29 protein-coding genes are annotated in these 21,930 nt (G+C 61.1%); 11 read left to right on the top strand and 18 right to left on the bottom strand.

From position 1 onward, the window contains the following. Nucleotides 1–41: 41 nt before the first annotated feature. The gene (locus ACW4TB_RS12145; protein ID WP_012316055.1) at nt 42–323 is read right to left on the bottom strand and encodes an HU family DNA-binding protein; all 282 of its coding nucleotides are present in this window, start codon (nt 321–323) and stop codon (nt 42–44) included. A gap of 393 nt (nt 324–716) precedes the next feature. On the opposite strand from ACW4TB_RS12145, the gene yejK reads away from it, so the two are divergent. Further along, complete coding sequence (gene yejK, locus ACW4TB_RS12150; protein WP_012316056.1) at nt 717–1,724, top strand: nucleoid-associated protein YejK; 1,008 nt, start codon at nt 717–719, stop codon at nt 1,722–1,724. On the opposite strand, the gene ACW4TB_RS12155 is transcribed toward yejK, so the two are convergent. The 14 genes from ACW4TB_RS12155 to ACW4TB_RS12220 form a co-directional block, all read right to left on the bottom strand. Further along, nucleotides 1,725–2,009 carry a GIY-YIG nuclease family protein gene (locus tag ACW4TB_RS12155; protein WP_012316057.1) on the bottom strand — a complete coding sequence of 95 codons (285 nt, stop codon included), beginning with the start codon at nt 2,007–2,009 and terminating at the stop codon, nt 1,725–1,727. It abuts the gene before it with no gap. 39 nt (nt 2,010–2,048) lie between these two features. After that, nucleotides 2,049–2,519 carry a nuclear transport factor 2 family protein gene (locus tag ACW4TB_RS12160; protein ID WP_012316058.1) on the bottom strand — a complete coding sequence of 157 codons (471 nt, stop codon included), beginning with the start codon at nt 2,517–2,519 and terminating at the stop codon, nt 2,049–2,051. Nucleotides 2,520–2,621: 102 nt separating this feature from the next. Beyond that, the gene (locus ACW4TB_RS12165; protein ID WP_012316059.1) at nt 2,622–3,902 is read right to left on the bottom strand and encodes a CynX/NimT family MFS transporter; all 1,281 of its coding nucleotides are present in this window, start codon (nt 3,900–3,902) and stop codon (nt 2,622–2,624) included. A 13-nt stretch (nt 3,903–3,915) separates the two neighbouring features. After that, nucleotides 3,916–4,566: a FadR/GntR family transcriptional regulator gene (locus tag ACW4TB_RS12170; RefSeq protein ID WP_012316060.1), complete on the bottom strand. Its 651-nt coding sequence runs from the start codon at nt 4,564–4,566 to the stop codon at nt 3,916–3,918. Nucleotides 4,567–4,678: 112 nt separating this feature from the next. Beyond that, nucleotides 4,679–5,725: a histidinol-phosphate transaminase gene (hisC, locus tag ACW4TB_RS12175; RefSeq protein WP_012316061.1), complete on the bottom strand. Its 1,047-nt coding sequence runs from the start codon at nt 5,723–5,725 to the stop codon at nt 4,679–4,681. Nucleotides 5,726–5,727: 2 nt separating this feature from the next. Continuing rightward, nucleotides 5,728–7,053 carry a histidinol dehydrogenase gene (gene hisD / locus ACW4TB_RS12180; RefSeq protein ID WP_012316062.1) on the bottom strand — a complete coding sequence of 442 codons (1,326 nt, stop codon included), beginning with the start codon at nt 7,051–7,053 and terminating at the stop codon, nt 5,728–5,730. A gap of 126 nt (nt 7,054–7,179) precedes the next feature. Beyond that, nucleotides 7,180–7,815, bottom strand: coding sequence for an ATP phosphoribosyltransferase (gene hisG / locus ACW4TB_RS12185; RefSeq protein ID WP_012316063.1), 636 nt, complete (start codon nt 7,813–7,815; stop codon nt 7,180–7,182). Between the two features lie 90 nt (nt 7,816–7,905). Further along, the gene (murA, locus tag ACW4TB_RS12190; RefSeq protein WP_012316064.1) at nt 7,906–9,171 is read right to left on the bottom strand and encodes a UDP-N-acetylglucosamine 1-carboxyvinyltransferase; all 1,266 of its coding nucleotides are present in this window, start codon (nt 9,169–9,171) and stop codon (nt 7,906–7,908) included. Between the two features lie 23 nt (nt 9,172–9,194). Then, nucleotides 9,195–9,434 carry a BolA family protein gene (locus ACW4TB_RS12195; protein WP_003255121.1) on the bottom strand — a complete coding sequence of 80 codons (240 nt, stop codon included), beginning with the start codon at nt 9,432–9,434 and terminating at the stop codon, nt 9,195–9,197. Nucleotides 9,435–9,552: 118 nt separating this feature from the next. After that, on the bottom strand, nt 9,553–9,855 hold the full coding sequence (locus ACW4TB_RS12200; protein ID WP_012316065.1) for an STAS domain-containing protein: 303 nt from the start codon (nt 9,853–9,855) through the stop codon (nt 9,553–9,555). Continuing rightward, the gene (locus ACW4TB_RS12205; protein WP_279930698.1) at nt 9,852–10,505 is read right to left on the bottom strand and encodes an MlaC/ttg2D family ABC transporter substrate-binding protein; all 654 of its coding nucleotides are present in this window, start codon (nt 10,503–10,505) and stop codon (nt 9,852–9,854) included. The genes ACW4TB_RS12200 and ACW4TB_RS12205 overlap by 4 nt, the downstream gene beginning before the upstream one ends. 9 nt (nt 10,506–10,514) lie before the next feature. Further along, the gene (mlaD, locus tag ACW4TB_RS12210; protein ID WP_012316067.1) at nt 10,515–11,000 is read right to left on the bottom strand and encodes an outer membrane lipid asymmetry maintenance protein MlaD; all 486 of its coding nucleotides are present in this window, start codon (nt 10,998–11,000) and stop codon (nt 10,515–10,517) included. Further along, nucleotides 11,000–11,797, bottom strand: coding sequence for a lipid asymmetry maintenance ABC transporter permease subunit MlaE (mlaE, locus tag ACW4TB_RS12215; RefSeq protein WP_012316068.1), 798 nt, complete (start codon nt 11,795–11,797; stop codon nt 11,000–11,002). Before mlaE ends, mlaD begins: the two co-directional genes overlap by 1 nt. Then, nucleotides 11,797–12,606, bottom strand: coding sequence for an ATP-binding cassette domain-containing protein (locus ACW4TB_RS12220; protein WP_012316069.1), 810 nt, complete (start codon nt 12,604–12,606; stop codon nt 11,797–11,799). Before ACW4TB_RS12220 ends, mlaE begins: the two co-directional genes overlap by 1 nt. A gap of 247 nt (nt 12,607–12,853) precedes the next feature. Here ACW4TB_RS12220 and ACW4TB_RS12225 point away from each other — a divergent pair, with 247 nt between their 5' ends. The 10 genes from ACW4TB_RS12225 (at nt 12,854) to ACW4TB_RS12270 (ending at nt 19,867) form a co-directional block, all read left to right on the top strand. Beyond that, the gene (locus tag ACW4TB_RS12225; RefSeq protein ID WP_012316070.1) at nt 12,854–13,828 is read left to right on the top strand and encodes a KpsF/GutQ family sugar-phosphate isomerase; all 975 of its coding nucleotides are present in this window, start codon (nt 12,854–12,856) and stop codon (nt 13,826–13,828) included. Beyond that, nucleotides 13,829–14,368: a KdsC family phosphatase gene (locus tag ACW4TB_RS12230; protein ID WP_455842982.1), complete on the top strand. Its 540-nt coding sequence runs from the start codon at nt 13,829–13,831 to the stop codon at nt 14,366–14,368. Between the two features lie 7 nt (nt 14,369–14,375). Then, nucleotides 14,376–14,948: an LPS export ABC transporter periplasmic protein LptC gene (lptC, locus tag ACW4TB_RS12235; RefSeq protein ID WP_279930693.1), complete on the top strand. Its 573-nt coding sequence runs from the start codon at nt 14,376–14,378 to the stop codon at nt 14,946–14,948. After that, the gene (lptA, locus tag ACW4TB_RS12240; protein ID WP_012316073.1) at nt 14,935–15,459 is read left to right on the top strand and encodes a lipopolysaccharide transport periplasmic protein LptA; all 525 of its coding nucleotides are present in this window, start codon (nt 14,935–14,937) and stop codon (nt 15,457–15,459) included. The genes lptC and lptA overlap by 14 nt, the downstream gene beginning before the upstream one ends. Next, on the top strand, nt 15,460–16,185 hold the full coding sequence (lptB, locus tag ACW4TB_RS12245; protein WP_012316074.1) for an LPS export ABC transporter ATP-binding protein: 726 nt from the start codon (nt 15,460–15,462) through the stop codon (nt 16,183–16,185). 174 nt (nt 16,186–16,359) lie between these two features. Beyond that, complete coding sequence (locus ACW4TB_RS12250) at nt 16,360–17,853, top strand: RNA polymerase factor sigma-54 (RefSeq protein ID WP_012316075.1); 1,494 nt, start codon at nt 16,360–16,362, stop codon at nt 17,851–17,853. 79 nt (nt 17,854–17,932) lie between these two features. Beyond that, a complete protein-coding gene (gene hpf / locus ACW4TB_RS12255; RefSeq protein WP_012316076.1) occupies nt 17,933–18,241 on the top strand; it encodes a ribosome hibernation-promoting factor, HPF/YfiA family in 309 nt (102 codons plus the stop codon). A gap of 11 nt (nt 18,242–18,252) precedes the next feature. Further along, nucleotides 18,253–18,717 carry a PTS IIA-like nitrogen regulatory protein PtsN gene (ptsN, locus tag ACW4TB_RS12260; RefSeq protein WP_279930687.1) on the top strand — a complete coding sequence of 155 codons (465 nt, stop codon included), beginning with the start codon at nt 18,253–18,255 and terminating at the stop codon, nt 18,715–18,717. 2 nt (nt 18,718–18,719) lie between these two features. Then, the gene (gene rapZ / locus ACW4TB_RS12265) at nt 18,720–19,574 is read left to right on the top strand and encodes an RNase adapter RapZ (protein WP_012316078.1); all 855 of its coding nucleotides are present in this window, start codon (nt 18,720–18,722) and stop codon (nt 19,572–19,574) included. 20 nt (nt 19,575–19,594) lie between these two features. Further along, entirely contained in the window at nt 19,595–19,867 is a 273-nt protein-coding gene (locus ACW4TB_RS12270; RefSeq protein WP_012316079.1) for an HPr family phosphocarrier protein, read from the top strand. A 63-nt stretch (nt 19,868–19,930) separates the two neighbouring features. Here the strand turns inward: ACW4TB_RS12270 and ACW4TB_RS12275 are convergent, their stop codons facing one another. From ACW4TB_RS12275 to ACW4TB_RS12285, 3 genes are read right to left on the bottom strand one after another with little or no spacing between them, the layout of a single operon-like run. Continuing rightward, nucleotides 19,931–20,809 carry a ZIP family metal transporter gene (locus ACW4TB_RS12275; RefSeq protein ID WP_455842983.1) on the bottom strand — a complete coding sequence of 293 codons (879 nt, stop codon included), beginning with the start codon at nt 20,807–20,809 and terminating at the stop codon, nt 19,931–19,933. 26 nt (nt 20,810–20,835) lie between these two features. Then, the gene (locus ACW4TB_RS12280) at nt 20,836–21,447 is read right to left on the bottom strand and encodes a superoxide dismutase (RefSeq protein ID WP_254466393.1); all 612 of its coding nucleotides are present in this window, start codon (nt 21,445–21,447) and stop codon (nt 20,836–20,838) included. 1 nt (nt 21,448) lies between these two features. After that, nucleotides 21,449–21,910 carry a hypothetical protein gene (locus ACW4TB_RS12285; protein ID WP_012316082.1) on the bottom strand — a complete coding sequence of 154 codons (462 nt, stop codon included), beginning with the start codon at nt 21,908–21,910 and terminating at the stop codon, nt 21,449–21,451. Nucleotides 21,911–21,930 lie beyond the last annotated feature (20 nt).

Raw genomic sequence — 21,930 nt, forward strand, 5'->3', positions numbered from 1 at the left:
CCCGGGCAAGCCGGGCGCGGTTTGGTCAATGCATCAACGAATTACTTGTTGATAGCGTCGGTCAGCGACTTGGCCGGCACGAATTTGACGACTTTCTTGGCAGCGATTTCGATGGCAGCGCCAGTCGAAGGGTTGCGGCCGGTACGGGCAGGACGCTCGGAGACTTTCAGCTTGCCGATGCCTGGCAGGGTGATTTCAGCGCCGTTTTCCAGCTGGTCGGCAACGATCTGGCCCAGTTGCTCCAGAGCGTTTTTGGCGGTGGCTTTCGGCTGAGCGATCGACTCGGCGATATCGGCAATCAGTTGGTCTTTGGTCAATGCCATGGTGGTGTTCCTTCCCTATCAAATTCAGTGGTTATGCAGCGCTCTACGACGTTATCGGGCCAGCCCCTGAAGTCTGGAGGGCCGCGCCAATCGGGCATGTAGATGCGTAAATCGGCGTTTGGTTCGACACGGAGCAAGCGCGCTGCCAGCAATGCGCCACCCGAGGTGCGCAAGACCGCGCAAAGCTACCACAGGAATGGATAAATATCCGCTGCCCGCTTCAATTTAGTGCAGGTTTTTCGGGGGTTTTAGCCAAATTCGCAAAAAATTGAACAAAAAAACAACAACCGGCATTTCTGCCAACATCCGGCCACTGCATCACCTGTCGTCTGGGGTAAACTTCACAACTTTTGCAGCGCGGCGCCTGGCCGCCCACGACTGACCGAGAATTCCATGCCAATCCGTCATTGCATCGTTCACCTGATCGACAAGAAGCCCGATGGCAGCCCCGCCGTGCTGCATGCACGGGATACCGAGCTGGGCGCATCGGACGCTATCGAAAACCTGCTGGCCGACCTTAACGACAGCTACAACGCCAAGCAGGGCAAAGCCTGGGGCTTCTTCCACGGCGAATCCGGCGCCTACCCGCTGAGCGGCTGGCTAAAGCAGTACCTGGAACAGGAAAAGGACTTTGCCGCCTTCAGCCGCGTTGCCGTCGAGCATCTGCAAAAGCTGATGGAAGAATCCAACCTTTCCACCGGCGGCCACATCCTTTTCGCCCACTACCAGCAAGGCATGACCGACTACCTGGCCATCGCTCTGCTGCACCACAGCGAAGGCGTGGCGGTGAACGCCGAACTGGATGTGACGCCCTCGCGTCACCTGGACCTCGGCCAGTTGCACCTGGCGGCACGTATCAACCTGTCGGAGTGGAAGAACAACCAGAACTCCAAGCAGTACATCTCGTTCATCAAGGGCAAGAATGGCAAGAAGGTTTCGGATTACTTCCGCGACTTCATCGGCTGCCAGGAAGGCGTCGACGGCCCAGGCGAAACCCGCACCCTGCTCAAAGCCTTCAGCGACTTCGTTGAAAGCGAGGACCTGCCAGAAGAAGCCGCACGCGAAAAGACCCAGACCCTGGTCGACTACGCTACCACCCAGACCAAACTGGGCGAGCCGGTAACCTTGGAAGAGCTGTCCAGCCTGATCGACGAAGACCGGCCTAAAGCCTTCTACGACCACATCCGCAACAAGGATTACGGCCTGTCGCCCGAGATACCGGCGGACAAACGTACCCTGAACCAGTTCCGCCGCTTCACCGGGCGCGCCGAAGGCCTGTCGATCAGCTTCGAAGCGCACCTGCTGGGGGACAAGGTGGAGTATGACGAGGTGGCGGGCACACTGATCATCAAAGGCCTGCCGACGCAACTGGTAGACCAGCTAAAGCGTCGCAAGGACTGATCAACCGCTGGTATAGGAGGCGACCAAAGCCTCCTTCGCAGCCTTGCGCAACTTCTTCACCAGGCGCTCCTGGCGCAATGCCTCGCCCTTGTCCGGCCATTGCTCGACGTAGACCAGCGCCTGCGCCGGGCTGGTCTTGAAATACCGCGCCCCCTGCCCTTTCTGATGCGCTACGAAACGCCGCTGCGGATCATCACTGATGCCGCAGTACAGCGAACCATTGGCAGCCCTCACCAGGTAGACATACCAAGGTTTGCAGATGGGGTTCTCGGATACGTCGCTCACGATGCTTGTGCCTGGCTGCAAAGCCGACAGCTTAACCGCTCAGTTCGCCTGCTGGAACGCACGCAGCCCTTTGAACGCCTGCTGGCGCACCTTGTTCTGCAGCATGGGCGACCACCCCAGCAACACACCGGGTGCACCCAACGCCTGACGCGACCAACGCCACAGGTCGAAGCTGTCGTCATGCTGGCAGATCAACCCGTCGCGGATGACGAAGCGCGCCTGGATATCGTTGACCACGGTACGGCCGGTCTGGCTGAACAGGTAGGTCGCCACCCAATGTGCACAGGCGCTGCGCTCGTCTGCATGGACCTGGTCGAACGTCAGGGAGAAATCCTTGGCCCGGGTGGTGAGCATACGCCACATGTCACCGGCATCACGGCCGCGCAGGGTACCGAAAACCGGGTCACTGAAGACGATGTCTTCGCTGTAGCAAGCCACCATCGCTTCGGCGTCCAGACGCTGGAAAGCCTGATAGAAGCGGGTGATCAGGTCACGGTTGGCGTCGCTCATGGGCAGGCCCGTCCTGGGAATGGAAAGCTGCACGATAATCTGTGGGCACCGGCAATGCCATGCCCATTTGCAACATGAATGCCGGCTGGATCAGTGCAGACTTCAGAGCCTTTCGCTACTCACTTTGACATGCCGCGCCCGCCCTGCCCCAAGGCCGAACACGATGGCCCCCACACCCAATACAGCAAAGATCCAGCCCACTGCGGCCCAGCCGCCCGTCATGTCATGTACCAAGCCCACCGCAAAGGGGCCCATGGAGGCAAGGGTGTAACCCACGCCCTGGGCCATGCTCGACAGGTTGGCCGCCACGTGGGCGTCTTTGGAACGCAGCACGATCAACGTCAGCGCCAAGGCAAAAGTACCGCCTTGCCCCAGGCCTAACAGCACCGCCCAGCCCCACAGGCCAGACAGCGGCGCATACAGGCAGCCGAACAGGCCGGCCAGGGTAATGAGCATGACCAGCACGATTGCCAGCCGCTGGTCTTTGCCCCGCGTGGCCAGCCAGGGTGCACTCAGCGAGCTGACCAGTTGCACGATCACCGAGCCGGAGAGCACCAGGCCCGCTTCGGTCGGGCTCAGACCACGGCCGATGAGGATCGACGGCAACCAGCCGAACACGATATAGGCCAGCGATGACTGCAACCCCATGTACAAGGTCACCTGCCAGGCCAGCGGATCGCGCCACAGCCCTCTCACTCGGTAAGCCACCTTGTGCAGGCCATGCCCCTGGCGCGCCTGGGGCAACCAGACCAGCATGGCCAGCAGTGCAGGGATCATCCAGAAACCCAGGCCCAAGGCCCAGCTGCCGTGCAAATGCTCGGTCAACGGTACCGTGGCGCCTGCCGCCATGGCTGCGCCTAGGCAAAGGGCCATGGTGTAGACACCCGTCAAGGTGCCGGCATGCTTGGGAAAATCACGCTTGACGATGCCAGGCAACAGCACACCGATGATGCCAATGCTGGCACCGGCCATGATGCTGCCAAGAAATACCCCGGTTGTACCCATCGCACTGCGTAGAACGATGCCTAGCGCCAGCGTCAGCAAGATGCCGAGGATCACCCTCTCGCTACCCCAGCGCCGCGCAAGCAGCGGCGCAAGCGGCGCAAACAGCCCAAGACAGAGCACTGGCAAGGTCGTCAGGAGCCCAGCCTGAGAGGCACTAAGGCCCAGGCTTTCACTGACCAGGCCAAGTACCGGGGCCATGCTCGACAGCGCCGGGCGCAGGTTCAGGGCGACCAGTACCAGGCCCAGCAACAGCAACCAAGGCCGCTGCAGCATCACAGGCTGGTCCTGCACTTGCGCATCATCGGCTTCGGCATCAATCAGCAGTTCATCCAGCTCGCGCTCGCGGGCAGGTGTGTCACGGGTCATTGGTTCAGCCATGGCCTTCTCGTGGTCAGGATTCGATGAGGGTGCGGCTCAGGCACTTGGCCCGCTCCGCATCGCGTTGTTCGATGGCGTCGAGGATCTGACCATGCAGATCGAAGGTGGCCTGGCAGCGCGGAACAGTGGCCATGTTGTGCTGCAGCGCGGCAGCCACGACACCCGAGAAATAGCGGTACAACTCGCTAAGCGCCGGGTTGTGTGCAGCGTCGATCAGGCGTTGGTGAAACGCCAGGTCGCAACTGACATAAGCATCCACATCACCATGAAAATGCTCGGCGCTGCCCTTTAGCGCGATGCGCAGGGCACGCAAGTCGTCATCGGTACGCCGCAGTGCTGCCAAGCCTATCGCCTCGGTTTCGAGGATGTGCCGCGTTTCCCTCGCCTGTTCCAGCGTGCAGCGGGACATTGCCAGTACAGCCTGCAGCGGGTCCTGGCAAGTACGCAGGTAACTGCCGTCGCCCTGGCGGATTTCCACCAGGCCGCTGAAGGCCAGCACGCGCATGGCCTCACGCACGGTATTGCGGCTGATGCCCAACTCCAGGGCCAGCTCCGGCTCGGTGGGCAGGCGCTGCCCTACCCGCCAGTCACCCTGGAGGATGCGCTCACGCATGCGTTCCACAGCGAGCTCTACCAAAGATCGCTTGGCCAATTCACTGCCCATGCCTAATCAACCAATCATCCGATGAATTTGCGTATGTTAAGTCAGCGTGGATGGCAGATCAAATCAGCGCGCCAACCAAATCAGTGGGGCCGCTATGCGGCCCCACTGATTATCAGCTCAGCGCATCAATCAGCGCCTGGTTCATTTCTGGTGTACCGATGGTGATACGCAGGAACTGGGCAATCCGCTGTTGCTTGAAGTGGCGCACAATTACACCTTGCTCACGCAAACGCGCCGCCAGCTGCGCCGCATCCTCCTGCGGGTGGCGGGCGAAGATGAAGTTGGCCGCCGATGGCAGCACCTCGAAACCCTTGGCAGTCAACTGCTCCACCAGTGCTTCACGGCTGTCGATCACCTTGCGGCAGGTGGCTTCGAAGTACGCCTGGTCCTCGAACGCCGCAGCGGCGCCGACGATCGCCATACGGTCCAGCGGATACGAGTTGAAGCTGTTCTTGATCCGCTCCAGCGCCTCGATGAGGTCCGGGTGCCCTACCGCCAGGCCAACCCGCAGGCCCGCCAGCGAGCGCGACTTCGACAGGGTCTGGGTCACCAGCAGGTTGTCGTAGCGGTCCACCAGGCTGATAGCCGTCTGGCCACCAAAGTCGATATAGGCTTCATCGACCACTACCACCGAGTCGCGGTTGGCCTGCAACAACTGCTCGATTGCCTGCAGCGGCAACAGGCAACCGGTCGGCGCATTCGGGTTGGGGAAGATGATCCCGGCGTTAGGCTTCTGGTAGTCCTCGACACGGATCTGGAACTGTTCATCCAGCGCCACAGGCTCGAACGGGATTCCATAGAGGCCACAGTACACCGGGTAAAAGCTGTAGCTGATGTCCGGGAACAACAGCGGGCCGCCGTGCTGAAACAGGCCGTGGAAAATGTGCGCCAGCACCTCGTCCGAGCCGTTGCCTACGAACACCTGCCCAGTGGTTACGCCGTAATACTCGGCTACCGCCTGCTTGAGCCGGTCACCATTGGGGTCCGGGTACAGCCGCAGGTTGTCGTTCAGCTCGCCGCGCATGGCCTCCAGCGCCTTGGGCGACGGGCCATAGGGGTTTTCGTTGGTATTGAGCTTGACCAACCGGGCCAGCTTGGGCTGCTCGCCGGGGACGTAAGGCACCAGGTCCTTGACGAAGGGGCTCCAGAATCGACTCATGCTCAGTTCCCCTTGTCTTGGGTCAGGATACGGTATTCGGCGCTACGGGCGTGGGCGGTCAGCGATTCGCCACGGGCCAGGACCGAGGCGGTGTGGCCCAGCTCGGATGCGCCCTGCTCGGAGCAGAAGATGATCGACGAACGCTTCTGGAAGTCATAAACACCCAGTGGCGACGAGAAGCGCGCGGTACCGGAAGTCGGCAGTACATGGTTGGGACCGGCGCAGTAGTCGCCGAGCGCTTCGCTGGTGTGACGGCCCATGAAGATCGCGCCGGCGTGACGGATCTGTCCCAGCCAGGCCTGCGGATCGGCGACCGACAGCTCCAGGTGTTCGGGGGCAATGCGATTGGCCACTTCGATGGCTTGCTGCATGTCGCGCACCTGTATCAATGCGCCACGGCCATTGATCGACTTCTCGATGATCTCGGCGCGCTCCATGGTTGGCATCAGCTTGTCGATGCTGGCAGCCACACGGTCGAGGAATTCGGCATCCGGGCTGACCAGGATGGCCTGGGCATCTTCATCGTGCTCGGCCTGCGAGAACAGGTCCATGGCGATCCAGTCGGGGTCCGTCTGGCCGTCGCACACCACGAGGATTTCCGAAGGGCCGGCAATCATGTCGATACCGACCTGGCCAAACACATGGCGCTTGGCGGTGGCCACGTAGATGTTGCCTGGGCCGACGATCTTGTCTACCTGCGGCACGCTCTCGGTGCCATATGCCAGGGCCGCGACCGCCTGGGCACCACCCACGGTGAACACACGGTCGACGCCTGCAATGCAAGCTGCAGCCAAGACCAGCTCGTTGACTTCACCGCGCGGCGTAGGCACCACCATGACCACTTCAGCCACGCCCGCTACCTTGGCCGGGATGGCGTTCATCAGTACCGACGACGGATAAGACGCTTTACCGCCAGGTACATACAAGCCGGCGCGATCGAGCGGGGTAACCTTCTGGCCCAATACGGTACCGTCGGCCTCGGTGTACTGCCAGGAGTCCTGCTTCTGCCGTTCGTGGTAGATACGCACGCGCTCGGCGGCCTTCTCCAGGGCTGTGCGCTGGGCGTCGGTGATGCGGGTCAGGGCCAGTTCCAGGCGTTCACGCCCAAGGATCAGGTCGTTGATGGACGTGGCACCTACACCATCGAAACGCTGGGTGAATTCCACCAGCGCCGCATCGCCGCGCTCGCGCACGGCCTTGATGATGTCGAGCACGCGCTGGTTGACCGCGTCATCGGACACACTTTCCCAGCTCAGCAGATGATCCAGATGTCGGGCGAAATCCGGATCAGCGGCGTTGAGACGGGCGATTGCAGTGGACACGGTCATGGCGAGGGCCTCGATTATTAGCGAATGCTCAGGCGCCCTAGGCTACCAGTCCATCCGCGCGGGCACCCGAGAAAAGTGGCTATGACGCGGATAGACGGGCGCGACAGCAGAGGTCGCGCGTTCGAGTCAGCCGCGGTGTCGCGATTCGACAGCTTGACGCAGGGTGTCGATCAGGCTCTGGATGCGGGCATGCTGCATCTTCATGGACGCCTTGTTGACCACCAGGCGCGAGCTGATCGTGGCGATCAGGTCCTGGGGCTCCAGGCCATTGGCGCGCAGGGTGTTGCCGGTGTCGACCACGTCGATGATCTTGTCGGCGAGGTTGATCAGCGGTGCCAGCTCCATCGAACCGTACAGTTTGATGATGTCGACCTGACGGCCTTGCTCGGCATAGTAGCGCTTGGCTACGTTGACGAACTTGGTTGCAACGCGCAAGCGACCCTTGGGCTCGGGAGCACCGACCACGCCTGCGGTCATAAGCTTGCAGCGGGCGATCTGCAGGTCCAGCGGCTCATACAAGCCCTGGCCGCCGTACTCCATCAGCACGTCCTTGCCCGCCACACCGAGGTCGGCGGCACCATGCTCGACATAAGTCGGCACGTCGGTGGCTCGCACGATCAGCAGACGCACGTCGTCCTGGGTGGTTGGAATGATCAGCTTGCGGCTCTTGTCCGGATTCTCGGTCGGCACGATACCGGCCTCGGCCAGCAATGGCAGGGTATCGTCGAGGATGCGGCCTTTGGAAAGCGCGATGGTCAACATTGGAACGTCGGTCCTTAAGCGGCTACAACCGACCCGGTCATCGACCCGGCCGTGTTCAATTCAATGGGCGCATCCTTGCGCCGACGAGCATTAGCCCGGTACGCGACGGATCTTCGCACCCAGCATCTGCAGTTTCTCTTCGATGCACTCGTAACCACGGTCGATGTGGTAGATGCGGTCGATCAAGGTATCGCCTTCAGCGACCAGCGCCGACAGCACCAGGCTGGCGGAAGCACGCAGATCAGTGGCCATGACCGGTGCACCCTTGAGTGCCGGCACGCCCGTGACGATGGCGGTGTTGCCCTCGACCTGGATATGCGCGCCCATGCGGTGCATTTCGTACACGTGCATGAAGCGGTTCTCGAAGATCGTCTCGATGACCGCGCCGGTGCCTTCGGCAATGGCGTTGAGCGAGATGAACTGTGCCTGCATGTCGGTCGGGAACGCCGGGTACGGAGCGGTACGAAGGTTGACGGCTTTTGGCCGTTTGCCATGCATGTTCAGCTCGATCCAGTCCTCGCCGGTGGTCAGGTCGGCACCCGCTTCCTTGAGCTTTTCCAGCACGGCTTCAAGGATGGTCGGGTCGGTGTCCTTGACCTTGACGCGGCCACCAGTCACGGCAGCGGCAACCAGGTAAGTACCGGTCTCGATACGGTCGGGCATGACTCGGTAGCTGGCCGAGTGCAAACGCTCGACGCCATCGATGGTGATGGTGTCGGTACCAGCACCTTGCACGTTGCCGCCCATGGCATTGATGAAGTTGGCCAGGTCGACCACTTCTGGCTCGCGTGCGGCGTTTTGCAGCACGCTGCGGCCCTTGGCCAGGGCAGCAGCCATCATGATGTTTTCGGTACCGGTCACGCTGACGGTATCGAAGAAGAAGTGCGCACCGCGCAGGCCGCCCTCAGGAGCCTTGGCCTTGATATAGCCGCCTTCGACTTCAATCTTTGCACCCATGGCCTCAAGGCCGCGGATGTGCAGGTCGACCGGTCGCGAACCAATGGCGCAACCGCCTGGCAGGGCCACTTCGGCCTCGCCGAAACGAGCAACCATCGGGCCAAGCACCAGGATCGAGGCGCGCATGGTCTTGACCAGCTCGTAAGGCGCGACCAGGGTCTTGATGGTACGGGGGTCGATTTCCACCGCCAGCTTTTCGTCGATCACAGGCTCAATGCCCATGCGGCCGAACAGCTCGATCATGGTGGTGATGTCGTGCAAGTGTGGCAGGTTGCCCACGGTGACCGGGCCGTCAGCCAGCAGGGTCGCCGCCAGAATCGGCAGGGCCGCGTTCTTCGCGCCCGAAATGCGGATCTCGCCGTCAAGGCGAGCGCCGCCAGTAATAATCAGTTTGTCCATTGGAGTCTCGCCGCCAAGTTGGCTCAGGTGCGCTCAGCCCAGGCTGCGCTGCTGAAAAATTTCATGGTTACCGCATGGATGCTACCGTTGGCGATCCAGGGATTAAGGTGAGCATAGATCGCCTGCTGACGCTTGACCGGGCTCAGGCCAGCCAACTCGTCGCTGATCACGTTCAACTGGAAGTTGCAGCCTTCGCCTTCAACTTCGACCCGGGATCCCGGCAATTTTTCTTCAAGGAAGCTCTTAACTTCTACAGCCTGCATGCTCAACCTCAATCGGCGCCCGATGCGCACGGGTCGGCCATCATACAAAAAAGCCCCCCGCCTGCGAAGCCCACCGAGGGCGTGCGCTGACCGAGGGGCCTCCATCAGTGGCAAGCCATCAGCTCGCCAGCACTTCATCGAGGTCATAGACCTCGGCAATTTCCCGCATGTCGTCGGGCATCCCGCGGACCTCGCAGGTCTTGCCGCCGGCCTGGCCATCGCGGATGAACGCCAGCAGCAGCGACAGGCCGACACTGGAAGACTTTTCTACCGCCGTGCAATCGATTATCAGGCGTGGCTCGCGGGAAGCCTCGACCAGAGCCTTGCCTTGCTTGCGCAAGGCCGGGCCACTGCGGTAGTCCAGCACACCGACCAGGCGCAACACGCCCGGCTCGGCCATGTTCACGCCGCCCTCGCTCATTTCACAGCCTTGTCTGACGAAGTGTCGGCAGTCTGCTTGGCCTTGGCCACCTCGCCGGCCCAGCCATCGATGGTCTTGTCCAGGTTGTTGCCGTTACGCTGCATGGCGTCGGCGAACTGGTCACGGAACAGCTTGCCGATGTTGATGCCGTTGACGATGACGTTGCGCACCTTCCACTCGCCACCCAGGTTTTCCATGGTGTACTGCACTGGATAGACGGCGCCGTTATTGCCAGTCACCTTCATGCCGACGCTGGCGCGCTTGCCGTCATCGACCTTGGCCGGATCGACGGTAATACCCTGGTTGTTGTATTCCAGCAGGGCGTTGCCATAGAACTGCATCAGGCTGCGCTTGAAGTTTTCCTGGAAGCGCTGCATCTGCTCGGGCGTGGCATTGCGCGAGTACTTCACGGTCATGATGCTTTTCGAGATACCGTCAGCATCGACCACCGGGCCAAGGATGCGGTTGAGGGCATCGTAGAAGGCCTGCGGGTTGGTCTTGTACTGCTCCTTGTTGGACTTGAGGTCACCCAGCAATTCATTGGTCGTGCCCTGCACAACATCGTGCGGAGACTGCCCGGGCGCCGCTACTGTCAGCAGGGGAAAGGCCGCCAGCAGGACCAGCAGGCCACGTCGCAGGATCGAAATCATGGAAACTCCTTAATTAGCCGGTTGTGCTTCTTTCGGTTCCTTGCCCACGGTATTGAGCAGGAACTTGCCAATCAAATCTTCCAGTACCAACGCCGACTGGGTGTCATGGATGGTTGCGCCCTCCTTGAGCACCTCTTCCTCACCGCCAACACTGATGCCGATGTACTTCTCGCCAAGCAGACCGGCGGTCAGGATCGAAGCAGTGGAGTCCGTCGGCAGATTGTCGACTTTTCCGTCCAGCTGCAGGGTCACCCGGCCGGTGTAGGAATCACGGTCCAGATCGATGGCGGTGACCTTGCCGATCGTCACACCGGCCATGGTCACTTTAGCTCTGACCGTCAAACCGGCGATATTGTCGAAGTAGGCATAAACTTTATAGGTATCGCTGCTCGGGCTGGCCGATAGCCCGCTGACACGCAGAGCCAGCAGCAGCAACGCCAGGATCCCGGCCAACAGAAACAGGCCGACACCGATTTCCAGGGTGCGGTTTTGCATCAGAAATCTCCAAACATCAAGGCGGTCAGAATAAAGTCCAGACCCAGTACAGCCAACGAGGCATAAACCACGGTCTTGGTGGTGGCACGGCTGATCCCTTCTGAGGTGGGCTCGCAGTCATACCCTTGGAATACGGCGATCCAGGTCGTGACGAAGGCGAACACCAGGCTCTTGACCAGCCCGTTGAGCACGTCGTCGGTAAAGGAAACACTGTTCTGCATGTTGGCCCAGAACGAGCCTTCGTAGACGCCCAGCCAGTCCACAGCGACCCAAGAGCCACCCCAGATGCCGACCACGCTGAAGATCAGCGCCAGCAGCGGCAACGAAATGAAACCGGCCCACAGGCGTGGCGCAACGATGTACTTGAGCGGGTCGACACCGATCATCTCGAGGCTCGACAGTTGCTCAGTGGACTTCATGTTGCCGATTTCGGCGGTCAGCGCCGAGCCTGCCCGGCCGGCGAACAGCAGTGCAGTGACCACTGGGCCCAGCTCGCGCAGCAGGGTCAGGGCGACCATCTGCCCCACCGCCTGCTCCGAACCATACTTGGTCAGAATGCTGTAACCCTGCAGCGCCAGCACCATACCGATGAACACACCGGACACCGCGACGATCGCCAGCGACAGCACGCCCACCGAATACAGCTGCTTGGTCAGCAGCTGGAAGCCGCCGCCGATGCCGCCGCGGCCGACCAGTGCATGGAACAGGAACAGGCAGGAACGCCCGAGCACGGCCAACACATCGATTGCCGAGCGGCCGAACAAGCGGATACGTTCAAGCAAGGATTTTCTGCGCATCAACGCGTCCCCAACAAATCGGCGCGGTAGTCAGGCGCAGGGAAGTGGAATGGCACAGGGCCGTCCGGATCGCCCTTCATGAACTGGCGAATGCGCGGATTGTCCGAGCCCATCAGCTCATCGGGCGTACCCTGGCCCAGCACCTGGCCGTCACCAACTACATAGATATAGTCGGCGATGCTGGCGGTTTCGGCGAGATCGTGGGATACCACGATGCTGGTAATACCCAGGGCGTCATTGAGCAACCGGATAAGGCGTACCAGTACACCCATGGCGATCGGGTCCTGGCCGACGAACGGCTCGTCATACATGAGGATCTGCGGATCCAGCGCAATCGCCCGGGCCAGCGCCACGCGCCGCTTCATGCCACCGGACAGTTCGTCGGGCATCAGGTCGATGGCACCGCGCAGGCCCACGGCCTGCAGCTTCATCAACACGATGTCGCGGATCATCTCGTCCGACAGCTGGGTGTGCACGCGCAGCGGGAAGGCAACGTTCTCGAACACATCGAGGTCGGTGAACAGGGCACCGCTCTGGAACAGTACTCCCATCTGCTTGCGCGCATCGAACAGGTCGCTGCGCGACAAGCTCGGCAGGTTCTGCCCGGCAACCCACACTTCACCAATGGACGGGCGCAACTGCGCGCCCATCAGGCGCAACAGCGTGGTCTTGCCGCAACCCGACGGCCCCATGATGCCGGTGACCTTGCCACGCGGTATGCGTATGTCGACATTGCTGAAAATGCTGCGCGAACCGCGCTTGAAGGTTACGCCCTTCAACTCGACCGCGTAGGCGCTATCCACACTCATCTAGACTCCTTGCTAGTACAGCCATGTCCTAATGGACGCCGGCCCTCATCTTGAAGACACACGCGCCCCTGGCGGGCCGAATAGCGGCGAACTATAGCACCGCTGACAGGGCTGCCCCAAGGCCATGGAGTGAGTCGTTCAGGCCAGCGACAGGCTCCGATGTCTTTTCATTGCTCAATCGAAAGGGTGAGGCTTTCTTCCATTGCGGCTATAATCGCCGCCTTTTCATCAGGCATTGCTTTTCGACATGAGCCAATCCAGTGAGCTGATCCAGTCCGCCCAGCGCACCCTGCGCCTGGAAATCGAGGCCGTACAAGGCTTGACGGCCAGCATCGATGCCAACTTCGTCAAGGCCTGCGAGCTGATCCTGGCGAGCAAGGGCCGCGTCGTGGTGGTCGGTATGGGCAAGTCAGGGCACATCGGCAACAAGATCGCCGCAACCCTGGCCAGCACCGGCACGCCGGCGTTTTTCGTGCATCCGGCCGAAGCCAGCCATGGCGACATGGGCATGATCACCCGTGGCGATATCATCCTGGCCCTGTCCAATTCCGGCAGCACTGCCGAAATCGTCACCTTGCTGCCGCTGATCAAGCGCCTTGGCATCGAGCTCATCAGCATGACCGGCAACCCCGACTCCCCGCTGGCCCAGGCCGCCGAGGTCAACCTCGATGCCCGTGTCGCCCATGAGGCTTGCCCGCTGAACCTGGCGCCCACCTCCTCGACCACGGCAGCACTGGTGCTGGGCGACGCCCTGGCCATTGCCCTGCTCGAAGCGCGCGGCTTTACCGCAGAAGACTTCGCCTTTTCGCACCCCGGTGGCGCACTGGGCCGTCGCCTGCTGCTCAAGGTCGAGAACGTCATGCACGCTGGCACCGAGCTGCCCCAGGTACAACGTGGCACACTGCTCAAGGACGCCCTCCTTGAAATGTCCCGCAAAGGCCTGGGCATGACCGTGGTCGCCGAAGCGGACGGCAAGCTGGCCGGGATCTTCACCGACGGTGACCTGCGCCGCAGCCTGGACCGCAACATCGACGTGCACACTACCCTGATCGACCAGGTCATGACCGTGCACGGCAAGACAGCCCGCGCCGAGATGCTCGCCGCCGAAGCACTGAAGATCATGGAAGACCACAAGATCAGCGCCCTGGTGGTGGTGGACAAGGACGACCGCCCGGTCGGTGCCCTGAACATGCACGACCTGCTGCGCGCAGGCGTGATGTAAATGAGAACGACGCAAATGACCCAGAACCTGATGCAGCGCGGCAAGGCCATCAAGCTTGCCGTGTTCGATGTGGACGGTGTGCTCACCGATGGCCGCCTTTACTTCCTCGAAGATGGGAGCGAATTCAAGACGTTCAACACACTTGACGGCCAAGGCATCAAGATGCTGATGGCTTCGGGCGTGACCACGGCAATTATCAGCGGGCGCAAAACCCCGGTGGTCGAGCGTCGAGCGAAAAACCTCGGCATTCCACATCTGTTTCAGGGCCGCGAAGACAAACTGGTGGTGCTCGACGGCCTGCTCGCCGAACTGGGCCTAAGCTATGAGCAGGTCGCCTATCTGGGCGACGACCTGCCCGACCTGCCGGTCATTCGCAAGGTCGGCCTGGGTATGGCCGTGGCCAATGCCGCGCCCTTCGTTCGCCAGCATGCCGACGGCGTGACCCAGGCACGCGGCGGCGAGGGTGCCGCTCGCGAATTCTGTGAGCTTATCATGCAGGCCCAGGGCACCCTGGACGCTGCCAACGCCAACTACCTGTAGGTTGCCCATGCTCAGCAAGAAAGCCCGCAATATTGCGCTGCTCGCGGTAATCGCCGCCCTGCTGGCGGCAATAGGCTACTGGAATGTCAGCCCCGAGAGCTTCCTCGACAAGCCGGTAGCACCGGTGGACGAAAGCGCTATCGACTATTATGCGATCAACGCCCACAGCGTACAGTTCTTGCCCGATGGCAAGTTGCAGTATGAAATGACCGCCGACAAGGTCGAACACCTCAAGGCCACCGAGGTCACATTGGTGACCACGCCCGACCTGCATATGTACCGGGGCACCGAATACCCCTGGCACATACAGAGCGTGCGCGCCGAGGTCAACCCGGACGGCACCGAAGTCGAGCTGATCGACAAGGTGCGCGTGGCCCGCACCGATGAAAAGCAGCGTGAGACCATCATTACCAGCTCACGCATGACCGTGTTCCCGCAGAAGCAATATGCGCAGACCGAGCAAGCCGTTAGAATCGACGGCGCCGGTGGCACAACTACGGGCAAAGGAATGAAAGCGTATTTGAAAGAAGGCAGGATGGACCTGCTCTCTAACGTAAGAGGACAGTATGAGGCTCGTTAAAACCCTCCCCCTTTTGCTCAGCCTGAGCGCAGCACTGGGAAGCGCGAGCGCCTTCGCCCTGCCGACCGACCGTGACCAGCCTATCCGCATCCAGGCCGACAACGCGCACCTGGACGACAAGCAAGGCGTAGCCACCTACACCGGTGACGTGATCATCACTCAGGGCTCGATGATGATCAAAGGCAATACCGTGACCATGACCCGCGCCGCCAACGGTGACATCGACGTGGTCACTTCGGTGGGCAACCTGGCCTATTTCGAGCAGCAGCAAAGCGCTGCAAAGCCTGACAAGATGAAAGGCTGGGCCGTGACCATCCAGTATCAGGCACAAAAGGACACAGTGATTCTCACCGACCGCGCCAAGGTCGAAAACGAAGGCAACACCACCGAAGGCGAAAAGATCGTCTACAACACCAAGTCCCAGGTTGCGACCGCCGGTCGCGGCGGCAACGTGACTCAGCCACGTCAGCGCATCGACATGGTGATCCAGCCGAAGAAGAAGGCCGAGTAAATGGCAACCCTCAAAGCCCAACACCTGGCCAAGAGCTACAAAGGGCGCCAAGTCGTGCGTGACGTCAGCCTGTCGATCGACAGCGGCCAGATCGTCGGCCTGCTAGGCCCCAATGGCGCCGGCAAGACCACCTGCTTCTATATGATCGTCGGCCTGGTCCAGGCCGACCAGGGGCGCGTACTCATCGACAGCCTCGATGTCAGCCACCAGCCCATGCATGGGCGCGCACGCGCCGGCATCGGCTACCTGCCACAGGAAGCCTCGATCTTCCGCAAGCTGTCGGTGGCCGACAACATCATGGCCATCCTCGAGACCCGCAAGGAGCTCGACCGTGAGGGCCGCCGCAAGGAGCTGGAAAGCCTGCTGCAGGAGTTCCACATCAGCCACATCCGCGACAACCTCGGCATGAGCCTTTCCGGCGGCGAGCGTCGCCGTGTCGAGATCGCACGCGCCCTGGCAACCGCCCCCAAGTTCATCCTGCTGGACGAACCCTTCGCTGGCGTCGACCCCATTTCGGTCGGTGACATCAAGCAGATCATCCACCACCTCAAGGCCAAGGGCATCGGCGTACTGATCACCGACCACAACGTCCGCGAGACCCTGGACATCTGCGAAACCGCCTATATCGTCAATGACGGGCAACTGATCGCCGAGGGCGATGCGCAGACCATCCTGGCCAACGAACTGGTCAAGGAAGTTTACCTGGGCCACGAGTTCCGACTCTGATTCAGGGACGCGCCTGGAGCACTGGTTTTACAGCCTTGAATGGGCTTAAGTTGTTACAGTGCTCTAGGCAAACGCTACAATTTAAGGCATAAAACTTGCTTGAAATTGGCGCTCCGGCGCCCTCGTGTAGTGGATGGCGCATGCGCGCCGGCGAACAAGGTATTAGCCCCTGCCATGAAACCATCGCTCGTCCTAAAAATGGGCCAGCAACTGACGATGACCCCGCAGTTGCAACAGGCCATCCGCCTACTCCAGCTCTCTACCCTGGACCTTCAGCAGGAAATCCAGGAAGCGCTGGAGTCCAATCCGATGCTCGAACGTCAGGAAGACGGCGAAGACTTCGACAACAGCGACCCGATGGCGGACAACGCCGAGAGCAAGCCGGCCGCCGAAGTCCAGGACAACAGCTTTCAGGAAAGCACCACCAGTGCCGAGACCCTGGAAGACGGTGAGTGGAACGAGCGCATCCCCAATGAGCTTCCGGTCGACACGGCCTGGGAAGACATCTACCAGACCAGCGCCAGCAGCCTGCCGAGCAACGATGACGACGAGTGGGACTTCACCACCCGCACATCAGCCGGCGAAAGCCTGCAAAGCCACCTGCTGTGGCAGTTGAACCTGGCACCGATGTCCGATACCGACCGCCTGATCGCAGTCACCCTTATCGACAGCATCAACGGCCAAGGTTATCTGGAAGACACGATCGAAGAGATCTGCGCAGGTTTCGATCCGGAGCTGGATATCGAGCTGGACGAAGTCGAAGCGGTGCTGCACCGTATCCAGCAGTTCGAGCCTGCAGGTGTCGGTGCACGCAACCTGGGTGAGTGCCTGTTGCTGCAACTGCGCCAACTACCGGCAAGCACTCCATGGATGGCCGAGGCCAAGCGCCTGGTCACCGAGTTCATCGACCTGTTGGGTGGGCGCGACTACAGCCAGCTGATGCGCCGCATGAAGCTCAAGGAGGACGAGCTGCGCCAGGTCATCGAACTGGTTCAGAGCCTCAACCCGCGCCCGGGATCGCAAATCGAGTCCAGTGAGCCGGAATACGTGGTGCCCGATGTCATCGTGCGCAAGGACAGCGATCGCTGGCTGGTCGAACTGAACCAGGAAGCGATCCCGCGTCTGCGGGTCAACCCGCAATATGCCGGTTTCGTCCGCCGGGCCGACACCAGCGCCGACAACACCTTCATGCGCAACCAGTTGCAGGAAGCACGCTGGTTCATCAAGAGCCTGCAAAGCCGCAACGAAACGCTGATGAAAGTCGCCACACAGATCGTCGAGCATCAGCGCGGCTTCCTGGACCACGGCGACGAGGCAATGAAACCCTTGGTACTGCATGACATCGCCGAAGCCGTGGGCATGCACGAGTCGACCATCTCGCGGGTGACCACGCAGAAATTCATGCACACGCCACGCGGCATCTACGAACTGAAATACTTTTTCTCGAGCCATGTCAGCACCTCCGAGGGCGGAGAATGCTCGTCCACGGCAATCCGCGCGATCATCAAGAAACTGGTTGCGGCGGAAAATCAGAAAAAGCCATTGAGTGACAGCAAGATCGCTGGTTTACTGGAGGCACAAGGCATCCAGGTAGCCCGTCGCACCGTCGCCAAGTACCGCGAGTCTCTCGGCATCGCACCGTCGAGCGAACGCAAGCGACTGATGTAGCCCCTCGGATCTGCCACAGCGTTTGTGGGGCAGGTGCAAGACCTGCCTCTTTATGCACGGGCAACAAAGGAGAAGCTGTATGCAAGTCAATATCAGTGGACAGCATGTAGAAGTCACCGAGCCGCTGCGCGATTACGTGCTTGAAAAACTCGCCAGGGTGGAAAGTCACTTCGACAAGATCACCAACGTGCAGGTCATCATGAAAGTCGAGAAGCTGCAGCAGAAGGTCGAAGCGATCCTGCAGATTCCAGGCGGTGAAGTGGTTGCCAACGCCGAACACGAAGACATGTATGCAGCGATCGATGCCTTGGCCGACAAGCTCGACCGCCAACTGAAAAAACACAAGGAAAAACAGCAAAGTCTGCTGCAAGGTGCAGCCGCCCGCTGATCCCCTCATCCATGATCCGACTTGAAACCATCCTGACCCCCGGCCGTTCCTTGGTGAACGTGCCGGGCGGCAGTAAGAAGCGCGCCCTGGAAACGGTCGCCAAACTTATTCACGATCAAGTACCCGAGCTGGAGATGCAAGACGTCTTCGAAAAGCTGATCGCTCGCGAAAAGCTCGGTTCCACAGGCTTCGGCAATGGCATCGCCATACCCCACTGCCGACTCGAAGGCTGCACTTCTCCCGTCAGTGCCCTACTGCACCTGGATGCTCCGATCGACTATGACGCCATCGATGGCGCGCCAGTCGACCTGCTGTTCATCCTTCTGGTGCCGGAGGCTGCCACCGACGCCCATCTGGAACTGCTGCGCCAGATCGCCAGCATGCTGGATCGCAAGGAAGTTCGCGAGCGCCTGCGTGCCGCCAACAGCAGCGAGGCCCTGTACCAGGTAGTCCTGGACGCACAGAACGAGCACTGAACATGCGCCTGATCATCGTCAGCGGCCGGTCCGGCTCCGGCAAGAGTACCGCCCTCGATGTGCTGGAAGACAACGGCTTTTACTGTATCGATAACCTGCCTGCCGGTTTACTGCCGCAGTTGGCGGAAAACGCGTTGATCCATACAGAGTTGCTGCAGCCGAAAGTGGCAGTGTCCATTGATGCCCGCAACCTTCCCAGCCACCTGTCACGCTTCCCTGAACTGCTCGCTGAAGCGCGTGGCCGACATATCCAGTGCGATGTGCTGTTTCTCGACGCCGACGAGGACACGCTGCTCAAGCGCTTCTCCGAAACGCGCCGGCGTCATCCGCTGACAAATGCGGATCGCTCACTGGCCGAAGCGATTCGCGTGGAAAGCGAACTGTTGGGGCCAATCTCCGACCTCGCCGACCTGAAGATCGACACCACCAGCCTCAACCTTTATCAACTGCGCGACTCGATCAAGTTGCGCCTGCTCAATCAGCCCGAGCCCGGCACTGCATTCCTGGTCGAATCGTTCGGCTTCAAGCGTGGCATGCCGGTCGATGCAGACCTGGTTTTCGATGTGCGCTGCCTGCCCAACCCGTACTGGAAGCCCGAACTGCGTGAGCATTCAGGCCTGGATCAGCCGGTTATCGACTACCTTGCCGCACAGCCGGATGTCGAAGAGATGTTCACCGACATCTCGACCTACCTGCTCAAATGGCTGCCCCGCTTCGCCGCCAGCAACCGCGCCTACGTCACCATCGCCATTGGCTGCACAGGTGGCCACCACCGCTCGGTGTACATCACCGAGCGCCTCGGCCAACTGCTGCAACAGTCCCTGAAAAACGTCCAGGTCCGCCACCGCGACCTCTAGCCCACAGGATCCGCACCACGATGCCCGCCCGCGAAATCACCATCATCAACAAGCTGGGCCTGCATGCCCGGGCGGCCGCCAAGTTCGTCGGAGTAGCCGGGCGGTTCCCCTGCCAGGTGCGGGTGGGCCGCGCGCCCGATAAGCTGGTGGACGGCAAGAGCATCATGGCCGTGATGATGTTGGCGGCTGGCAAAGGCACCCAGGTGCACCTGCACACCGAGGGTGAGCAGGACAGCGATGCGCTGGACGCACTGGTGGCGTTGATCAACAACTACTTCGACGAAGGCGAATAAGCCACCTCAAATTCAGGCTGGCCTCATCGCCGGCAAGCCGGCGATAGGGCCGTCAATACCAATTCAAGACATCGCCGTATCCATCACCATCATCAGGCAAAAACCCACGCACAGCCCGAGGCTGGCCAAACGGTGATGCCCATTGCTGCGCGACTCGGGGATGATTTCCTGGGTCACCACCAACAACATCGCCCCTGCCGCACAGGCCAGGCCCAGCGGTAGCAGCAATTCGGCGACATTCACCAGCCAGGCACAGATCACCGCTGCCAGTGGCTCCACCAACCCCGACGCTGTACCAATCAGAAACGCCTTGAACCGCGGCATCCCCGCCCCTGCCAGCACCAGCGCAATGACCAATCCTTCGGGTACATCCTGCAAGGCAATACCCATGGCCAGGCTGTCAGCGTCGGCCATGCCACCGCCCGCCGACACACCGATAGCCATGCCTTCGGGAATGTTGTGGCCGATGATGGCGATCACGAACAGCCAGATTCGCGCCGCGATCACCGGCTGCCTCTCGTTGCCGACCAAGGCCTCGGGCGAAGCACCTGAGACTTTAAGCTCGACCACGAACAGGCACATCGCACCGAACAGTAAACCGGCACTGATCAGGCCACCCGCGCCCCAAGGGCTGAAACCTATGGACTGAGCGGCATCCAGCCCTGGGATTATCAGCGAGAAAGCGGTGGCCGCCAGCATCACACCGGCACCGAAACCCAATAAGGTATCGGCCAGGGCCACCGGCATGTTTCGAATCACCAGCACCGGTACCGCGCCCAGTGCAGTTCCCAGCGCGCACAATGCACCGCCCTCCAGTGCGCGCAGCATGCGCGGGTCCAGGTCCAACCAGGCGATACCCCGGGCCACCAGCAAGGCTATGCCAACCAAGAGCAGCAAAGTACCCAGCGCCAGCCGGAACAGACGCACACTACTGACCGACATCACCTCCGAGCGCATACCGGTCCGACTCACTGGCTGGCTTCGAGATAACGACGTTCCACTTCGGCCCAGTCAATTACGTTGTAGAAAGCCCCAATGTATTCCGGGCGACGGTTCTGGTACTTCAAGTAGTAGGCGTGCTCCCACACATCCAGGCCGAGGATCGGTGTGTTGCCATGCATCAGTGGGCTGTCCTGGTTGCCGCTGCTTTCCACCACGAGTTTCTGCTCAGGGGTCACGCTGAGCCAGGCCCAGCCGCTGCCGAAGCGGGTCAGCGCAGCTTTGGTGAAAGCTTCCTTGAACGCCTCGAAACCACCCAGTTCAGACTCGATGGCCTTGGCCACCAGGCCCTGTGGCTGGCCACCGCCTATGGGCGACATGACCTTCCAGAACAGCGAATGGTTGGCGTGACCACCCCCATGGTTGGTCACCGCGCCTCGCAGGTTCTCCGGCAACTGTTTGACCGCAGCAACCAGCTTTTCAACCGGCCATTCAGCCCACTCGGTACCTTCGAGCGCGGCATTGAGGCCGCTGACGTAAGTCTGGTGGTGCTTGGTATGGTGGATCTCCATAGTCTGGGTATCGATGTGCGGTTCCAGCGCATCGTAGGCATAAGGCAACGCAGGCAAGGTATGAGGCATATCAATGGATTCCGTAAGCTGGGGTTGGGGGCGGCAGGCCCGGCTGGGCAGCCAGTTCACTGGCCAAAGGCGCCTGGCGATCGAGCAGGCGCTCGGTGCGCGGATACTGGCCGTACTCGGCAATGAAGCTCAGCAATTGGGTGTAAGTGCGCCCGCTGTGACGCAGCGCAGCATCACGCAGCGCCTGCGGCAAGCGCGCTTCGTGGCTGGCCTGGAGCAGGCGCTGGTGAGCGGCGCACAGGTAGTCGGCGCTCTCCTGCGGCTGGTTCAGGCGCAGGTGCAGGTCGGCCAGGTTGTGATGCGCGATGACGAACGCCGCCACCGCTTCATCGACGTCATGCCAGCGCTCGAACAGCACCTGGGCCAGAGCCAGGGCTTGCAGGTAGAGCTCCCGGGCATCAACCAGCTCGCCCTGTTCGAACAGGCAGTTAGCGGCCTCGGTGGTGCGTTTCCAGTGCTGCATGACATGTCTCCTGGGCGCTG

The organism is Lelliottia jeotgali, assembly GCF_977070485.1.

Coding starts and splice junctions, on each gene's coding strand:
- hisG (WP_012316063.1), bottom strand. CDS start 7,815: ATGTTGACCATCGCGCTTTCCAAAGGCCGCATCCTCGACGATACCCTG.
- mlaD (WP_012316067.1), bottom strand. CDS start 11,000: ATGCAAAACCGCACCCTGGAAATCGGTGTCGGCCTGTTTCTGTTGGCC.
- ACW4TB_RS12205 (WP_279930698.1), bottom strand. CDS start 10,505: ATGATTTCGATCCTGCGACGTGGCCTGCTGGTCCTGCTGGCGGCCTTT.
- ACW4TB_RS12285 (WP_012316082.1), bottom strand. CDS start 21,910: ATGCAGCACTGGAAACGCACCACCGAGGCCGCTAACTGCCTGTTCGAA.
- ptsN (WP_279930687.1), top strand. CDS start 18,253: ATGATCCGACTTGAAACCATCCTGACCCCCGGCCGTTCCTTGGTGAAC.
- ACW4TB_RS12200 (WP_012316065.1), bottom strand. CDS start 9,855: ATGAGCGAGGGCGGCGTGAACATGGCCGAGCCGGGCGTGTTGCGCCTG.
- ACW4TB_RS12220 (WP_012316069.1), bottom strand. CDS start 12,606: ATGAGTGTGGATAGCGCCTACGCGGTCGAGTTGAAGGGCGTAACCTTC.
- hisD (WP_012316062.1), bottom strand. CDS start 7,053: ATGACCGTGTCCACTGCAATCGCCCGTCTCAACGCCGCTGATCCGGAT.
- yejK (WP_012316056.1), top strand. CDS start 717: ATGCCAATCCGTCATTGCATCGTTCACCTGATCGACAAGAAGCCCGAT.
- ACW4TB_RS12195 (WP_003255121.1), bottom strand. CDS start 9,434: ATGCAGGCTGTAGAAGTTAAGAGCTTCCTTGAAGAAAAATTGCCGGGA.
- ACW4TB_RS12165 (WP_012316059.1), bottom strand. CDS start 3,902: ATGGCTGAACCAATGACCCGTGACACACCTGCCCGCGAGCGCGAGCTG.
- ACW4TB_RS12170 (WP_012316060.1), bottom strand. CDS start 4,566: ATGGGCAGTGAATTGGCCAAGCGATCTTTGGTAGAGCTCGCTGTGGAA.
- ACW4TB_RS12250 (WP_012316075.1), top strand. CDS start 16,360: ATGAAACCATCGCTCGTCCTAAAAATGGGCCAGCAACTGACGATGACC.
- lptC (WP_279930693.1), top strand. CDS start 14,376: ATGCTCAGCAAGAAAGCCCGCAATATTGCGCTGCTCGCGGTAATCGCC.
- rapZ (WP_012316078.1), top strand. CDS start 18,720: ATGCGCCTGATCATCGTCAGCGGCCGGTCCGGCTCCGGCAAGAGTACC.
- ACW4TB_RS12230 (WP_455842982.1), top strand. CDS start 13,829: ATGAGAACGACGCAAATGACCCAGAACCTGATGCAGCGCGGCAAGGCC.
- ACW4TB_RS12225 (WP_012316070.1), top strand. CDS start 12,854: ATGAGCCAATCCAGTGAGCTGATCCAGTCCGCCCAGCGCACCCTGCGC.
- ACW4TB_RS12275 (WP_455842983.1), bottom strand. CDS start 20,809: ATGTCGGTCAGTAGTGTGCGTCTGTTCCGGCTGGCGCTGGGTACTTTG.
- lptA (WP_012316073.1), top strand. CDS start 14,935: ATGAGGCTCGTTAAAACCCTCCCCCTTTTGCTCAGCCTGAGCGCAGCA.
- ACW4TB_RS12270 (WP_012316079.1), top strand. CDS start 19,595: ATGCCCGCCCGCGAAATCACCATCATCAACAAGCTGGGCCTGCATGCC.
- mlaE (WP_012316068.1), bottom strand. CDS start 11,797: ATGCGCAGAAAATCCTTGCTTGAACGTATCCGCTTGTTCGGCCGCTCG.
- ACW4TB_RS12145 (WP_012316055.1), bottom strand. CDS start 323: ATGGCATTGACCAAAGACCAACTGATTGCCGATATCGCCGAGTCGATC.
- hpf (WP_012316076.1), top strand. CDS start 17,933: ATGCAAGTCAATATCAGTGGACAGCATGTAGAAGTCACCGAGCCGCTG.
- hisC (WP_012316061.1), bottom strand. CDS start 5,725: ATGAGTCGATTCTGGAGCCCCTTCGTCAAGGACCTGGTGCCTTACGTC.
- ACW4TB_RS12160 (WP_012316058.1), bottom strand. CDS start 2,519: ATGAGCGACGCCAACCGTGACCTGATCACCCGCTTCTATCAGGCTTTC.
- ACW4TB_RS12280 (WP_254466393.1), bottom strand. CDS start 21,447: ATGCCTCATACCTTGCCTGCGTTGCCTTATGCCTACGATGCGCTGGAA.
- murA (WP_012316064.1), bottom strand. CDS start 9,171: ATGGACAAACTGATTATTACTGGCGGCGCTCGCCTTGACGGCGAGATC.
- lptB (WP_012316074.1), top strand. CDS start 15,460: ATGGCAACCCTCAAAGCCCAACACCTGGCCAAGAGCTACAAAGGGCGC.